The sequence below is a fragment of the Kitasatospora sp. NPDC059088 genome (genome assembly GCF_042738155.1).
Taxonomy (GTDB): domain Bacteria; phylum Actinomycetota; class Actinomycetes; order Streptomycetales; family Streptomycetaceae; genus Kitasatospora.
In genome coordinates, this window is the sequence record NZ_JBHYGR010000027.1 from 51,356 (window position 1) to 66,135 (window position 14,780).

The window sequence follows — 14,780 nt, forward strand, 5'->3', positions numbered from 1 at the left end:
TCGCGCTCCCGGGGGCCGGTGTCAAAGCGGCGGCGGGGCCGCTGTCAGAGCGGCGGGGGCGGGGGCCGGTGGCCGCGCTGGAAGACCAGTTCGGTCCAGGTCACGTCCGTACGGGCGTGCAGGTCGGACCGCTCGCCCTGGTGGAGGAGGTGGAGGCCGTGGGCTTCCGCCTGGGCGGTGGTGTGGTCGGGCGGGAGGTCGAACATGCGGCGGCCGGGCGGGACGGGGCCGTGGCGCAGGGTGAGGGCGAGGCGGGCGCCGGGGGCGAGGAGGCGGGCCACGGCCTGCAGGGCGGGCGGGCGTTCGGCGGGGGTGAGGTGCATCCACACGGCGGTGATCAGGACGAGGTCGTACTGCTCGCCCCGGGCGGTCAGCTCGGGCAGGTCGGGCAGGGCGTCGGCGATCCAGCGGATGCCAGCGCGGGGGTGCAGGCGGGCACCGACGGCGCGTAGTTCGGGGGTCGGTTCGACGGCGGTGACCCGGTGGCCGAGGGCGGCGAGGGCGGCCGCGTCACGGCCGGTGCCGGCGCCGATGTCGAGGACGGCGGCGGGCGCGGCCGGGTAGAGGTGCAGCAGGGAGCGGTGGACCTCGGCGAAGTCCACGCTCTCGTACTGGACGGCGAGTTGTTCCGCTGCCTCGCCGTAGCCGACCGTCCCCGGCGGGCGCTCCGAGTCGGCGGGGCGTATCGGTTCGGCGGGGCGCATCGGTTCAGCGGGGCGCATCGGTTCGGCAGAGCGTATCGATTCGGCGGATCGCATTCGGCTCCTCATTCGGATTCCCGGACGACGACGGCGTCCCCCGCGGCGGCCGCGCCGGCGAAGAAGTCCCGCAGGTCGCGCAGGTCGTTGACGACGCGGGCGGCCCAGGACTCGGACCAGGGCGGTTCGGAGTCGAGCTGGGCGACCCGCCGGGCGAGCACCGTGTCCTGCTGGCGGACGAGTTCGCCGAGCGCCGAGTCGCGCAGGAAGGTGAAGGCGGCGGCGACCTGGTCGGGCCGCAGCACCGGCATCCCGGCCCCGGTGTCACGGCGGGTGCCGCCGTAGACGGGGAGCCGGGCGGCCGGGTCGGGGTGGAGGCCGTTCTCTGTGAGGGCGAGTTCCATCAGGACGGCGGTCCGCCGTACGCCGAGGGCGAGTCCGGCGGCGACCAGCCGGTCGTACCGGACGTCGCGGCTCCGGGGCACGAGTTCGCCGAGTTCCTCGGGCGAACAGGCGTCCACGGCCTGGCCTGGCAGGCGGCGCCAGAAGTGATCCACGCTCACCCGGAAAGCGTAGCGAACCCGACGGCCGGGCGATCAGTGGCTCAGGCTTCGCCGGGGTGCCAACTCGGCCATTCCCAGGGGTGGTCGGCCCAGTGCACCTTGACGGGGTCGTGCGGGTCGAGGTCGGGGAAGAGCTGGTGGATGCGGGGTTCGAACTCCTCGGGGGCGAGGGGCTCCCAGCCGCGGCCTTCGAGGTGGACCAGGCGGTAGCGGCTGTCGGCCCGGAACTCGGCCACCTCGACCAGGTGTGCGGACGTGCTGTTGGTCTCCATGACCCCCAGCATGTGGGTCGGCGGCAATCAGCGCCCGTCCAGACCCCTCTTCCGGGTCATGTCCCGTGGTCGGCGCGCTCGTTGAGCACGGAAAGGTACGGCGGGGGCGGCGCTGGAAGGACGAGCACATGACTGGGCAGCCCACCGGAGGACAGTGGCAGTGGCCGTCGAACGCCTGGCAGCCACCTCCCGTCCCCCTCCCGATCCCGTCGCAGGCGGAGCCGTTCCGGGCGCAGCCCTCGTCGGCGGGCCCCTCGCAGGCCGGACCCCCGCAGGCCGGGCCCCCGCAGGCGGTTCCGCCGCCCGGCGGCACGCCTCCGCCGTTGCACCGGTCGCGGAGGGCCCGGGTGGTGGCGGCCGGCGGGACGCTGGTGGTGCTGGCCGCGTTGCTGGTGATGTGCGGTCCGGGGTCGGGTGACGACGTCCGGGTGGTGGCCCTGCCGGAGGCCTCGCCGTCGGCCACGCCGTCCGGCCTGTTGCCGCTCGCTCCGCCGGCCGGCACGCCCTCGCCGTCCCCCGGCCCCTCCCCCGCGCCGGGGGGCGCCCCGGCCCTGCCGGGCGGTGACCCGGCCACGGCCACGGCGGCGGCAGCCGCGGGCAGCGGGGCGGACCATAGCGGAGCCCCGCACGCCTCGGCCTCGCCGCACTCCAAGGGGGGTCGCAGCCCGCGGCCGAGCCCGTCCGGCCGCCCGGCACCGAACGCGGGCCCGGGGGCGCCGGGGCTGCCCTCGCTCGGTCAGGGGACGATCTGCGACCAGGCGGAGCGGATGGGCCGCTGGCCGGCCGGTTCCGAGCAGGCCCGGCTCTGCCGCGGCGTCTACGGCTGACCGGAACCCGACGCCCGCACGTCCACCCACCCTCACGTCCACCCTCACGTCCCCACGCACCCACTCACACCCGCACGAGCGCATTACCACGGCAGGCCCGCGCCCGCCCCCGGAACGCCGGTAGTTCCCGAGGATCGGTGCCCTGCGGGGTGGCGGGCCCGGCAGTGCACGGCCCGGTGCACCAGCATGGTCGGCGAGAGGGCCGTCGGGAATCAACGGTGCGGTGGGTGCGAGGAGTTGCTCGGATGCAGATGCTGGCTGCATGCCTGTGGGGGCTCGGTGGTGCGGCTGCCATCGAGGCGTGGACCCTCCACGAGCGGATCAACTCCGTGGGCGGCTTCCCGTGGACGTACCGGGGGCAGATGAAGCTGGCTCCGTACGTGGTGGCGGTGGCGATCCGGCTGAGCGTCGGGGTGATCGTGACGGCGGCGTCCACCGCCTCGAACCAGGTGGCGGGCCCGGTGGGGGCGTTGGCGATCGGCATCGCGGCGCCGCAGATCCTGCAGCAGATGTTCGCGCGCGGCCCGTCGCGCGCGGACCTCCCCTCGCCACCACGGGGGGCCGAGCCGAGGTCCGGGCCAGGCTCCGGGCCGCGTTCCGGGCCGGGCTCCGAGCCGAGGTCCGGGCCCCGGCCCGGACCGCTCCGGACCCCGATCGTGCCCCGGGTGGACGGCAGGGTGAACGACAGCGTGAACGGCAGACTGGACGGCAGGTACGGCCCCGCCGACGGGGCCGACCAGCGGAGGAGGCGTCGTGGCCGGTGATTCCGTACGGGACGGACGGGGGTCGGCGGCCGGCCGGGCCCAGGAGCCGCCGGGCGAGGGCTTCCGGACCTGGCTGCGGGCCGCCCTGGCCTTCGAGCCGCTCCGGGTGCCGGGCCCGGGCGCGGTGCTCCACAACGCCGAGCTGGCCGGCGCCGACCTGTCCGGGGCCGACCTGCGGGCGGCGGACCTGACGGGCGCGAGCCTGGCCGGCGCGCGGCTCCACGACGTGGACCTGAGCTCGGCGATCATGACCGACATCAACCTCTGCCAGGCCGAACTGTGGCGCGCCGACCTGTCGGACGCGACGCTGGACGACGCGAACCTGTACGCCGCCGACCTGTCCGGCGCCAACCTGGTGCGGGCCCAGCTCTTCAACGCCCACCTGGCGGGCGCCCGGCTCCGCGACACCCGGCTGCCGGAGTCCGACCTGCGCTACGCCCTGCTCACCGGCGCCGCCATGGACGGGGCGGACCTGCGCCGGGCCCAGCTGTGCGGGGCGGTGCTGGCCGGGGCGACGCTGCGCGGCGGCGCCCTGGCCAGGGCCGACCTGAGCCAGGCGTACATCACCTCGGCGGACCTCACCGGCGCCGACCTGTCCCGCGCGACCCTGGAGCACGCCTGCCTCGCGGCCGCCGTCCTGGTCGACGGGGACTTCACGGGCGCCGGCCTGGCCCACGCCGATCTGACCGACGCGGACCTGACCGGCGCCCGGCTGGACGGCGCCGATCTGATCGGCGTCAGCTGGTCGCTGCGGACGGAGTGGCCCGCCCACCTCTACATGGACATCCGCAGCCGCTCCGAGGAGGTGGGGCCGGGGGTGTTCCGGATCGTCGGGGCGGACTCCCGCCTGGGGGAGCTGCCCCGCGAGCCGGTGCTGACCTGAGCCCGCGGGGCAGTGCTGGCCTGAGCCCGCAGGGCAGGGCGGGCAGTGCACCTCCCCCCGCCCCACCCTCACGGCGCGCCCAGCACCCCCTTGTCGATCCGCGGCGCCAGCACCCGGGCGAGGGTGTCCGTGATGTGCCCGGTGTCCCGGTAGAGCACCACGCCCTCCAGCACGGCCGGGCAGCTCGCCCCGCTGCCCGGGCAGAGCAGCGGCCCGAGGTCGAGGGTGCGCACGCCGTACCGGGCCGCGAGGCCGCCGTCGAGCATCGGGTCGGGCTCGAAGGCGGTGTCGCGCGGGAAGAAGCAGGCGTCGGAGCGGCCGTCGGAGGCGGCCAGGCAGGTGGGGATGTCCTTGCCCGGCATCGGGGTGTCGCCCAGGTAGGCGAGCGGGGCGCCGAGCGCGGTGAGGCGGTCGAGGGTGCGGGTCCAGCCCTCGGTGCGTTCCTCCTGGCTGCCGTAGCGGTTGAGGCCGGCCATCAGGACCAGCCGGGGCTTGGGCCCGGAGGTGAGCCGGGTGAGGGTGTTCTCGCGCCAGCGGTCGCACTCGTCGAAGGTGCGGCCGAGGACGTTGTTGCGCACGGTCAGGGTGGCCAGCGGGCAGCCGGGCTTGACCAGCACCTCCAGGGCCCAGTGCCGCTGCTCGGCGAGGGCGAGCCCGGCGGAGATCCACTGCCCGGCGTGCGAGTCGCCGAGCAGCACGATCCGGTCGGGGCTGTCCTGGTTGCCGAAGAGGCAGCGGGGGCTGCTGTCGGCGTTGAGCGGGATCTCGCAGCCCTTGCCGGGCGGGAAGTCCTCCCGGGCGCGGGCGAGCGAGGGGGTGAGGCCGAGCACCCGGGCGCCGGGGGCGAGCAGGGCGGGCCCGTCCACGGCTCCGGCGGGGGCGACGGTCGCGGTGTCCGCGGTGCCGCCGAGCGCGCGGACGGTGCCGCCGCCGAGGGTGAGCGCGGCGATCAGCGGGATGACGAGCGCGCTGGCGCCGACGGCGAGGCCGCGCCGGGGCGCCGGGGTGCTGCCGTACCGCAGGGGCTGTTCGACGAGCCGCAGGGTGAGCCAGGCGGGCAGCGCGCTGGCGGCGGTCAGGGCGAGCAGCACCGGCCAGGTCAGCTGGCCGTACCGGGCCTGGGCGGTGGTCAGCACCGGCCAGTGCCACAGGTACCAGGCGTACGAGAGGCGTCCGGCGGCCCGCAGCGGGCGGCTGGCGAGGACGCCGCCGACGATCCGGTCGGCGGGGGCGGCGAGCAGCAGGGCCGCGGTGCCGAGGACGGGCAGCAGGGCGGCCGCGCCGGGGAAGGGGGTGGTGCGGTCGTACAGGAAGACCGAAGCGAGCACGGCCGCCAGGCCGGCCCAGCCGACCAGCCGCAGCACCCGGGTCACCGCCCGCCCGGAGCCGCGCCCACCGACGGGGGCGGGGACGAGGTCACGACCGGCGGTACGGCCCGCGGTTCGGGCGGCGAGGGCGCTGCCCAGCAGGGCGGCGCAGGCTCCGGCGGCGAACTCCCAGAGCCGGCTGCCGGTGGAGAAGTAGGCGAGCGGCGCCGAGGTCGCCGTCCAGCGCAGGCAGAGCGCCAGCGAGGCCCCGCCGACGGCCAGGGTGGCGAGGGTGATCGCCAGGGTCCGGCGGCGCCCGTGCAGGTAGCGGGCGAGGCCGAGCAGCAGGACGCCCCAGAGCAGGTAGAACTGGTTCTCCACGCCGAGGGACCAGAAGTGCTGGAGCGGGCTGGGGTCGTGTTCGGCGGCGAGGTAGTCGGTCTGCTGGCCGACGAAGCGCCAGTTGGCGAACTGGCCGGCGGAGGCGATCAGGTCGTGGGCGAGGTCGGTGCCGCGCAGCGGGTCGAGCAGCGCGCCGCCGGCGGCGGCGGTCGCGACCAGGACGGTGGCGGCGGCGGGCAGGATGCGGCGGGCGCGGCGGGCGGCGAAGTCCCACAGGCCGATCGGGCGGCCGGTGAGCAGACCGGTGATCAGGAAGCCGGAGATGACGAAGAAGACGTCGACGCCGACGAAGCCGCCGGTCGGGCCGGGGACGGCCGCGTGGTAGGCCAGGACGGAGAGCACGGCGATGCCGCGCAGTCCCTCGATGTCGGGACGGAAGGCGGCACGGCGGCGGGGCTCACCCGTCGACGCGACGGTGCCGGAGGCGGTGCCGGTGCCGGTGCCGGAGGCGGAATCGGAGTCGGACGGAGAGGCGGAGGTCGAGGTGGTTCCGGCGGCAGCGGCCTGCCGGTCCACCCGGACGACTCCGGGCAGCAGTTCGTCCGAGGACGCGGACGACGTCGGTGGTGGTACGGCCGTTGACACGGCGGTGCTCCTTGCTGGGCTGGCAGCGGTGGTCGGGCCCGCCGGGCCGATGGGGCGGCCGGGCGGCGGGGGTCCGCGCCGGTGGGGCGACGCGCAAGGAAACGCAACGGGGAAGAGCGGGGAAGGGCAGAGGGACCAGGCGGAGGGAACCGGGCGCAGGACCCGGGTGAAGGGCCCGGGCGGTCAGAAGATCAGCGGGTCGGCCCAGCCGGAGGCGAGCACCCCGCAGAGCAGCAGCACGGCGGTGACGGCGACGGCTTCCGCCCGGCCGAAGCCGAGGTCGGGTCCGAGTCCGGTGCGGCGCCGCGCCGGTGCGGCGACCTCTCCGACGGCGGCGCCCTTGCCGCCGTCCGCGGCCCGCGCGGCCCGGCCCGTGCCGAGCAGCGGCCACAGCGACCTGATCAGCGGGATCATGGTGTACGCGGTGAGCCCGAGCAGCGCGGCGAGCGCCCAGAAGGGCCGCCAGCCGTACTCCAGCCCGGCGCGCACCAGGCCGGCCGCGCCCGCGAGGATGACGAGGCCGAGCCAGCCGACGCCGAGTCGGGCGACACTGCGGGCCAGGGCGGTTCCGCCGGAGACGGCGCCGGTGGGCACCCAGTCGGCGGAACGGCGGCGCAGCGCGTGCGCGATGGCGATCACGTGGCAGAGCCCGCCCAGGAGTTGGACCCGGGTGACCTCGAAGCGCCAGCGGGTGCGGGACATCGCGGGCAGCAGCACCAGGGCGACCCAGATCGGCGGCAGGAAGGGCAGGACCTGCCAGGGCTGGATCTCCTCGGGGGCGAAGAACAGCATGATCAGCGCGGGCAGCGGCACGGCGAACACGTTCACCGCGCTGGTGACGTAGCCGAGGATGCCGTTCCAGAAGCACAGCCGGGCCGAGCGGGGGAGCGGGCCGCTGCGGAAGTCCGGGTCGCGGACGAGGGCGAGCGAGCCGAGGCACCAGCGGTACTGCTGGCTGATGAAGGCGGGCAGGCCGGTGGGCGACATGCCCTTGGCGACCAGCGCGGGGACGTACCGGGTGCTCCAGCCGGCCCGGGCGAGGGCGAGGCCGGTGTAGAGGTCCTCGCTGTGGTCGATCTCGGCGAAGCCGCCGATCCGTTGCAGGGCGGCGCGTCGGTAGAGCGCGTTGGTGCCGCAGCAGACGGTGCCGTCCTGGGCGTCCCGGGAGGGCTGGATCCAGCGGTAGAAGATCTCCTGGGTCGCTCCGGCGGCGCGTTCGAGCCAGGACATGTCGGCGTCCGTGTCGAAGCACTGCGGGCTCTGCACGATGCCGACCTCGGGGTTGTCGAGGTAGGGCACCAGGTGGTGCAGGAAGTCGGGGCGGGGGCAGAAGTCGGCGTCGAGGACGGCGATGACCTCGCCGGTGCCCTCGGCCAGGCCGTGGTTGAGGTTGCCGGCCTTCTTGAAGCGGCCGCGGTCGGGGCGGGCGCGGTACTGGAAGCCGTAGGAGCGGGCGAGTTCGCGCACCTCGGGGCGGTCGGCGTCGTCGAGGACCAGCACGGTCAGTTCACCGGGCCACTGGACGGCGGCGGTGTGCCGGTAGGCGTTGTCGAGGACGGCGAGCGGTTCGCCGGCGGTGGGCAGCAGCAGGTCCACGCTCGGGTGGCGGGCGGGGCTCCAGGCGCGCAGCAGCAGGTCGTGCGAGTCGCGGGTGAAGCGGCGGGCCCGCTGGCCGTCGGTGAGCGAGAGCAGCCAGGTGGCGGCGTTGAGCACGGTGAGCACCAGGAACGGCCAGAGCAGCGGCTTGCTGAGGGCGAACAGGCCGAGGGTGGCGGTGGCTCCCGCGTAGGAGAGGGTGGCGCAGAGCAGCACCCAGCGGCGCTGCGGGCCGAAGTACCAGTAGAGCTCCTGGTCGTCGGGCGGGCTGGGGAGTCGGAGGTCGGGGTCCGCGGGCGTCCGGCGCGGACCGGTCTCGGGTGCGGACATGGCGGTGCCATGGAGTACGGGCATGCGGAAATGGCCCCCCTGGGCATCGGACGGAACTTCGCCGTACGTCCTCAGCCTCTCACATTGGTCTGGACCAATCATGAACGAGGTATGACATCTCCGCATCGCCCCAGCTCAGCGACTTGACGTTGCATCAGTAGGACGACAGACCATCAAACGATCAACAAATCGCCCTTCGCCAAGCCCCGTCGAACCCGCCCCTACAGCTCCTTGATCAGCTGCTCGAACCGGAGGTCCGGACGGCGCGGGACGCCGAAGCGCTCGTCGCCGTACGGGAACGGGCTGTACACGCCGGTACGGCGGAAGCCGCGGCGCTCGTACCAGGCGATCAGCTCCGCGCGCTGCTCGATGACGGTCATCTCCATCGTGCCGACCCCCCACTCCTCGCCGGCCAGCCGCTCCGCCTCGGCCAGCACCAGCCGCCCGATCCCGCCGCCCTGGAGGCCCGGGCGCACCGAGAACATGCCGAAGTAGGCCCGCTCGCCCCGCCGTTCCAACTGGCAGCAGGCCAGCAGCTCACCGTCGCGCTCGGCCAGCAGCACCAGTCCCTCGGCGTGGCCGACGGCCTCCGCCACCCCCTCGGCGTCGGTGCGCTGCCCGCCCAGCAGGTCCGCCTCGGTGGTCCAGCCGGCCTTGCTGGCCTCACCCCGGTAGGCGGACTCGACCAGCTCGACCAGCGCCGGGACGTCGGCGGGGGTCGCGGGACGGAAGGTCAGTTCACCGGCGGTCCTGGCGGCGGTCTCGGGCATGGCGCTACCTCGTTCTCGTGACGGTCGGCGTTCTGGTGAATGTCGACTTTTATGCATCGTGCCACATCGCCCCCCTGCCCCGGACGCAGGCACCTGGCGCAGCTGGCGGGTACATGGCTAACCTGCTCCCCGGTCGGTCCAACCACCGGCCGCACCAAGCCCGTTGGGCCATTCGCACCGGAACCAGACACCGGAACCAGAGGAGTGCCCATGCCCCGCTCTTCCCGCTCCGCCCGCCCCACCGGTACCAGCAGAAGACCCACGACCCGCCGTCGGCTCACCGCACTGGCCGCACTCGCCGCCGCGACCGCCCTGGTCACCGGCGTCACCGCGCCCGCCTACGCGGCCGACCCCGCCCCTCTCGCCCCCACCGGCCCCGCCCTCACCCCCACCCCCGAGGCCCGCCCGGCCTTCCACCCCGACCGCGACTTCGCCGGCTCCACCGTCGCCGCCCACGAGGGCCGCACCGGTGCGTCGCCGCTGCCCGCCCTCGCCGCCACCCAGACCCCCGGGCTGGACGTCGCCAGCTACCAGGGCAACGTCGACTGGTCCACGGCGGCGGCCAACGGCGCCCAGTTCGCCTACGTCAAGGCCACCGAGGGCACCAGCTACACCAACCCGTACTTCGCCCAGCAGTACAACGGCTCGTACAACGCCGGACTGATCCGCGGCGCCTACCACTTCGCGCTGCCGAACAACTCCTCCGGCTCCGCCCAGGCCAACTGGTTCGTCGACCACGGCGGCGGCTGGTCCGCCGACGGCGCGACCCTGCCGCCCGCCCTCGACATCGAGTACAACCCGTACGGTGCCAGCTGCTACGGCCTCGGCCAGAGCGCCATGGTCAGCTGGATCCGGGACTTCTCCACCACCGTCCGCAACCGCACCGGGCGCTACCCCACCCTCTACACCACGACCAACTGGTGGGCGAGTTGCACCGGCAACTACGGCGGCTTCGGCGCCACCAACCCGCTCTGGATCGCCCGCTACTCCTCCACCGCCGGCACCCTGCCGAACGGCTGGGGCTACCAGACCTTCTGGCAGTACGCCGACTCCGGCACCTTCCCCGGTGACCAGGACCTCTTCAACGGCGCCGCCGACCGGCTGAGCGCTCTCGCCCTGGGCTGACCGGGAACACCGCTGCTCCCCGCACCGGACCGACGGCGCGGGGAGCAGCGGGCCCTGCCAGGGCGGGCCCTGCCAGGACGGGCCTGCCAGGGCGGCCCTACCAGGGCGGCCCTGCCAGGGCGGCGGGCCGGACGACGCCGGGCTCAGCGGTCGGTGAGCTCCGGCGCGAACACCGTGCCCAGCGGCTCCGGCCCCACGTACTGCTGGCAGTTGCACTGCCGCGGCTCGTAGCTCACCGGGCGCCGGTCGGCGTCCCAGCCGGTGGGCGCCTCGACCACCTCGTGGCAGCGGCCCTGCTTGTCGTGCTTGGCCAGGTGGTGGGTGCAGCCGCAGACCGGCTCCGGCGGGCGGCCGGCCGCCTCCAGGGCGACCCGCTGCCGCTCCTTCGCCTCCAGCACCTCCAGCTTGCGCTGGTGGCGGTTCTTCAGCGCCCTGCGGGCGAAATCCGAGCCGCCGTAGATCACCATCGGCAGCAGCCACCAGAGGTCCCACAACCGGTCCATCGACATCCCCCCGAGTGACGCGTTCTCCGAGCCCCCAGCATACGACTGACCAGCGGGAACGGGACCCTCCGGGTCAGTGGTCGACCGGCTCGGCGGATGACGGGCAGCACCGGCTCAGCGGATGACGGGCAGCACCGGCTCCGAAGCACGGCCCGCCGCCGCCTCGATGAAGGCCACCGGGTCGGCGACCTCGGCCAGCAGCCCGCGGGTGAACCGCAGCGCCCCCTCGGCCGGGGCGGGGCCGCCGACGGCCGCGACCAGGTCCAGCAGGTGGACGGTCGCCTCCATCAGCGCCACCTCGCCGAGCGCCCCGACCGTGACGCTGCCGAGCAGCGGGTGCGCCACCACGGTGCTCGGCGGCAGGTCCGCGAGTCCGGCCAGGGCCTCCGGGCCCTCGGTGCCGAACCGGGCGATCAGCGCCGCCGGTTCGCTCGCCCTGGCCGCTTCCCTGGCCAGCTCGGCGACCTGTCCGGCGGCGGTGTGGGCGAGCCCGCCCGGCCGGTTGAAGGTCCGCAGGACGTCCGCCCCGCAGGTCAGTTCGGCCGGACCGTCCAGGACGGCCCCGCGCAGTCCGGTGAACATCTCCGGCACCGGTGCCACGTGCGCGTACAGGTCCCGTACGGTCCACTCGGTCAGCCGGGTCGGCCGGTCCCAGTCGGTCGCCCCGAGGGCCGCGCCGCGTTCCGCCCAGGACCGCCAGGCCTCGGCCAACAGCTCGCGCACGTGGTCGTTCTGACTGGTCATCGGGGGCCTCCTCGAAACGGTGTCCACGGAGTGCCCCACGCTACCCGCCCTCACCGGAGAAACCACTTGCACCCCCGGCACCCCGCCCGCCACCATCACCGCATGACCACCGCACCCGCCCGCCCGCTGCCCGTGACCGCCGCCGCCCGCCCGGCCGCCGGTCAGCAGCAGCAGCCCGGCCACCCCCGGAGGCCCGACCGCGCCCTCGCATGAGGGCCGCGCTGGTCGCGGGGCTGCTCGCCGGGTGGGGCGTCGCCGTCCCGGTGGGGGCCGTCGGGGCCTACCTGGTGGCGCTCAGCGCCCGGACCTCGCTGCGCACCGGGGCCTGCGCCGCCCTCGGCGTGGCCACCGCGGACGGGCTGTACGCCGTGCTGGCCGCCCTCGGCGGCAGCGGCCTCGCGCCGCTGCTGGCGCCGGTGGCCACGCCGCTGCGGATCGTCTCCGCCCTCGTCCTGCTCGCCCTGGCCGTCCGCACCGCCGCCACCGCCCTGCGCACCCCCGGCTCCGCCGCCCTGGCGGCCCAGACCCCGCCCGGCCCCGCCCGGGCCTTCCTGACCCTGCTCGGGATCACCCTGCTCAACCCGCTGACGGTGCTCTACTTCGCCGCCCTGGTCCTGGGCGACGGCCCCGGCAGCCCGACGGGTCCGCTCGCCGGCACGGTCTTCACCCTCGCCGTGTTCGCCGCCTCGGCGAGCTGGCAACTGCTGCTCGCCCTCGGCGGCGCCCTGCTCGGCCGGGCCCTGACCGGGGCCCGCGGCCGCCGGTGGACCGCCCTGGGCTCGGCCGCGCCGGTGGGCTGGCTCGCCGTCCGGCTGCTGCTGCAATGACCCGACCCGGCCGCACCGGGCCCTACCCAGCCGCACCAGGCCCCACCGGGCCACACCCGGTCACCGGTTGCGCTCCGTCACCGACCGGGGCACGACCGGGGCCTGTTTTCCGGCTATTCGTCCCTTGTATCCTGGTTCTGTATCCGCTGTGTAACCTGCGACCTGCCCGGCCCCGGCCCCCTCCGGCCCCGCCGCCCGGGCACGGCCGACGGCCCGGCGGCACCGACTCGGAGGAGTTCGGAGGAGTGCGGACATGGCTGAGCGGGACGGCCCCGAGAAGCGCGGACGCCTGAGTCGCCCCCTGGTGCTGGACGCCGCCGTCGCCCTGGTGGACCGCGAGGGGCTCGGCGCGCTGACCATGCGCAGGCTGGCGGCGGAGCTGGGCGTCGAGTCGATGGCCCTGTACCGCTACACCCCCGGCAAGGAAGCCCTGCTGGACGGCCTGACCGAGGCCTACTTCACCGAGATCAACACCCAGCTGCGCACCGGCGTCGGCGGCGGCCACGAGCACGGCTGGCGGACGGAGCTGCGCCGGATCGCCCAGGCCTTCGCCGTCGTGGCGCACGCCCACCCCGAGATCCTGCCGCTGGTCGCCACCCGCCCGCTGGCCGTCCCGGTGTCCCGCCGCCCGGCGCCGGCCCTCGCCCTCACCGAGCACATCCTGGCGGTGCTCGCCCGGGCCGGTTTCGACGACACCACCGCGCTGACGATCTACCGCACCTTCGTGGCCTGGAACCTGGGCTCCCTGCTGGTGGACAAGCGCCAGGTGGTCGACAACCCGGACGAGCCGGACCCGGTGCTGCGCCTCGGCCTGCACCGGCTGCCCGCGGCCGACTACCCGCGGCTGCGCGCGCTGGTCCCCCGCTTCGCCGACTTCGACGACCGGGCCGAGATGCTGGCCGGCCTGGACCGCCTGCTGGACGGGATGCCGGAGCCGCCCCTTGACGACTTCTACGGCGAAGGCGGATCCTGAGGATACGAGGTACACGTCGGACATATCCGTACGAATCCCCCGAGGTCGTCATGTCCGCCGTCCCCATCACACCCCCCACCCCACCCCGGCCCGACATCCTCAGGCTCCGCGTCACCGCCCGGGACGCCGACACCCTGCGCGCCCTGCTGCGCGAGGTCCGCCCCGACACCGGCGGCCGCCCGCGGCAGGAGTCCGACGGCAGCGTCGGCATCGACGTCTACGCCCCGGAGAACCGGGTCGCCGCGCTCGAACGCGAGGGCGTCACCGTCACGCGGACCGGCAACGCCAGCGAGCACGGCCGGGCCGCCCAGGCCGAGGTCGGCACCGGCGACCGCTACGCCGCCGACGACGCCGTCCCGCACGGCCTGGCCGCCAAGCTCGCCGGCTGAACCGGGAGGCCCGTCATGTCCTACCTGAACATCACCGAGGTCGAGTCCGCCGTGACCAGCCTGGCCGCGTCCTACCCCGGTTCCGCCCAGCTGATCACCCTCCCCGAACCGTCCGTCGAGGGCCGCACCTCCCACGCCCTGCAGATCGGCCGCCCCTCGCGCATCCCCAAGGACGCCGTGATGCTGATCGGCGGCGTGCACGCCCGAGAGTGGGGCAGCTGCGAGATCCTCGTCCACTTCGCCGCCGACCTGTTGGAGGCCTTCCGGACCGGCACCGGCCTGGGGTACGGCTCCACCACCATCACGGCCCAACAGGTGCAGGACCTGCTGCTCCGGCTCGACCTGGTGGTCCTCCCCCTGGTCAACCCGGACGGCCGGCTGTACAGCCAGACCGTCGACCCGATGTGGCGCAAGAACCGCAACCCGGCCAACTCCGGCGGCAGTTCGAACCCGGACTGCATCGGCGTCGACCTCAACCGCAACTACGACTTCCTCTTCGACTTCACCACCGCCTTCGCGCCGACCGCCACCCCCCAGGTATCCACCTCCCCGTGCGACCAGCAGGTGTACGAGGGCCCGAGCGCCTTCTCCGAGCCCGAGACCCGCAACGTCCGCTGGCTGCTGGACCACTACCCGGGGACGCGGTGGTTCGTCGACGTGCACAGCTACTCCCAGGACATGCTCTACAACTGGGGCGACGACGAGAACCAGTCCGGGGACCCGGACATGAACTTCCGCAACACCTCCTACGACGGCAAGCGCGGACTGCCCGGCGACACCGCGTACGCCGAGTACATCCCCAAGGACGACGTCGACACCGCCCTCGAACTCGCCACCGCCTTCTGCCGGGGCGTCCAGGGCGTGCGCGGCACCGCCTACACGCCGCTGACCGGGTTCCACCTCTACCCGACCAGCGGGACCAGCGACGACTACGTCTTCTCCCGCCACTTCGTCGACCCCGCCCAGGGCAAGGTGCTCGGCTTCACCGTCGAGTGGGGCAAGGAGTTCCACCCGGCGTGGGCGGAGATGGAGCGGATCGTCCTCGACGTGGACGCCGGGCTGGTGGAGTTCTGCCTGGCCACCGCCTGACGGCCCTCCCCCGGCAATCCTCCGGAGCCACCGTGCCCGACAGCAGGGCGCCCCCCCCCCCCCGGGGGGGGGGGGGCCCGGGGGGTGGGGGTGTTCCCGGGCGAGGCCCCCGCAGAACCCTGTGGATTAAACA

Annotated in this window: 16 protein-coding genes; 8 read left to right on the forward strand and 8 right to left on the reverse strand. The window is 74.8% G+C overall.

What is annotated here, in order from left to right; translation table 11 throughout:
• Positions 1 to 44: 44 nt before the first annotated feature.
• The 3 genes from ACFWXO_RS15030 to ACFWXO_RS15040 form a co-directional block, all read right to left on the reverse strand.
• Positions 45 to 704: a class I SAM-dependent methyltransferase gene (locus ACFWXO_RS15030; RefSeq protein WP_375895674.1), complete on the reverse strand. Its 660-nt coding sequence runs from the start codon at positions 702 to 704 to the stop codon at positions 45 to 47.
• A 62-nt stretch (positions 705 to 766) separates the two neighbouring features.
• Positions 767 to 1,261, reverse strand: a complete 495-nt coding sequence (locus ACFWXO_RS15035) for a hypothetical protein (RefSeq protein ID WP_375895671.1) — start codon at positions 1,259 to 1,261, stop codon at positions 767 to 769.
• Positions 1,262 to 1,302: 41 nt separating this feature from the next.
• Positions 1,303 to 1,533: a hypothetical protein gene (locus ACFWXO_RS15040; RefSeq protein WP_380524324.1), complete on the reverse strand. Its 231-nt coding sequence runs from the start codon at positions 1,531 to 1,533 to the stop codon at positions 1,303 to 1,305.
• Positions 1,534 to 1,661: 128 nt separating this feature from the next.
• On the opposite strand from ACFWXO_RS15040, the gene ACFWXO_RS15045 reads away from it, so the two are divergent.
• The 3 genes from ACFWXO_RS15045 to ACFWXO_RS15055 all read left to right on the forward strand — a co-directional run bounded on the left by ACFWXO_RS15045 (position 1,662) and on the right by ACFWXO_RS15055 (position 4,007).
• Positions 1,662 to 2,360: a hypothetical protein gene (locus ACFWXO_RS15045; RefSeq protein ID WP_380524326.1), complete on the forward strand. Its 699-nt coding sequence runs from the start codon at positions 1,662 to 1,664 to the stop codon at positions 2,358 to 2,360.
• Positions 2,361 to 2,605: 245 nt separating this feature from the next.
• Entirely contained in the window at positions 2,606 to 3,124 is a 519-nt protein-coding gene (locus tag ACFWXO_RS15050; RefSeq protein ID WP_380524328.1) for a hypothetical protein, read from the forward strand.
• Positions 3,114 to 4,007, forward strand: a complete 894-nt coding sequence (locus ACFWXO_RS15055) for a pentapeptide repeat-containing protein (protein ID WP_380524329.1) — start codon at positions 3,114 to 3,116, stop codon at positions 4,005 to 4,007. The genes ACFWXO_RS15050 and ACFWXO_RS15055 overlap by 11 nt, the downstream gene beginning before the upstream one ends.
• 68 nt (positions 4,008 to 4,075) lie before the next feature.
• Here ACFWXO_RS15055 and ACFWXO_RS15060 read toward each other — a convergent pair whose 3' ends face one another.
• The 3 genes from ACFWXO_RS15060 to ACFWXO_RS15070 all read right to left on the reverse strand — a co-directional run bounded on the left by ACFWXO_RS15060 (position 4,076) and on the right by ACFWXO_RS15070 (position 8,997).
• The gene (locus ACFWXO_RS15060; RefSeq protein ID WP_380524331.1) at positions 4,076 to 6,301 is read right to left on the reverse strand and encodes an acyltransferase family protein; all 2,226 of its coding nucleotides are present in this window, start codon (positions 6,299 to 6,301) and stop codon (positions 4,076 to 4,078) included.
• Positions 6,302 to 6,484: 183 nt separating this feature from the next.
• A complete protein-coding gene (locus tag ACFWXO_RS15065; protein ID WP_375895657.1) occupies positions 6,485 to 8,251 on the reverse strand; it encodes a glycosyltransferase family 2 protein in 1,767 nt (588 codons plus the stop codon).
• Between the two features lie 197 nt (positions 8,252 to 8,448).
• Entirely contained in the window at positions 8,449 to 8,997 is a 549-nt protein-coding gene (locus ACFWXO_RS15070; protein ID WP_380404728.1) for a GNAT family N-acetyltransferase, read from the reverse strand.
• 210 nt (positions 8,998 to 9,207) lie between these two features.
• Between ACFWXO_RS15070 and ACFWXO_RS15075 the strand changes: the two genes are divergently transcribed.
• Positions 9,208 to 10,122 carry a lysozyme gene (locus ACFWXO_RS15075; RefSeq protein WP_380524333.1) on the forward strand — a complete coding sequence of 305 codons (915 nt, stop codon included), beginning with the start codon at positions 9,208 to 9,210 and terminating at the stop codon, positions 10,120 to 10,122.
• A gap of 143 nt (positions 10,123 to 10,265) precedes the next feature.
• On the opposite strand, the gene ACFWXO_RS15080 is transcribed toward ACFWXO_RS15075, so the two are convergent.
• Positions 10,266 to 10,631 carry a hypothetical protein gene (locus ACFWXO_RS15080; protein ID WP_380524335.1) on the reverse strand — a complete coding sequence of 122 codons (366 nt, stop codon included), beginning with the start codon at positions 10,629 to 10,631 and terminating at the stop codon, positions 10,266 to 10,268.
• A gap of 108 nt (positions 10,632 to 10,739) precedes the next feature.
• Positions 10,740 to 11,369: a maleylpyruvate isomerase N-terminal domain-containing protein gene (locus ACFWXO_RS15085; protein ID WP_375896380.1), complete on the reverse strand. Its 630-nt coding sequence runs from the start codon at positions 11,367 to 11,369 to the stop codon at positions 10,740 to 10,742.
• 209 nt (positions 11,370 to 11,578) lie between these two features.
• Between ACFWXO_RS15085 and ACFWXO_RS15090 the strand changes: the two genes are divergently transcribed.
• The 4 genes from ACFWXO_RS15090 (at position 11,579) to ACFWXO_RS15105 (ending at position 14,647) form a co-directional block, all read left to right on the forward strand.
• The gene (locus ACFWXO_RS15090) at positions 11,579 to 12,196 is read left to right on the forward strand and encodes a LysE family transporter (protein ID WP_380524338.1); all 618 of its coding nucleotides are present in this window, start codon (positions 11,579 to 11,581) and stop codon (positions 12,194 to 12,196) included.
• Between the two features lie 253 nt (positions 12,197 to 12,449).
• Positions 12,450 to 13,169: a TetR/AcrR family transcriptional regulator gene (locus ACFWXO_RS15095; protein WP_375896375.1), complete on the forward strand. Its 720-nt coding sequence runs from the start codon at positions 12,450 to 12,452 to the stop codon at positions 13,167 to 13,169.
• Between the two features lie 50 nt (positions 13,170 to 13,219).
• Positions 13,220 to 13,558 (forward strand): hypothetical protein, encoded by a 339-nt coding sequence (locus ACFWXO_RS15100; RefSeq protein WP_375896373.1) that lies wholly within the window; start codon positions 13,220 to 13,222, stop codon positions 13,556 to 13,558.
• Positions 13,559 to 13,573: 15 nt separating this feature from the next.
• The gene (locus ACFWXO_RS15105; protein ID WP_380524341.1) at positions 13,574 to 14,647 is read left to right on the forward strand and encodes a M14 family metallopeptidase; all 1,074 of its coding nucleotides are present in this window, start codon (positions 13,574 to 13,576) and stop codon (positions 14,645 to 14,647) included.
• The last annotated feature ends 133 nt before the right edge of the window (positions 14,648 to 14,780 follow it).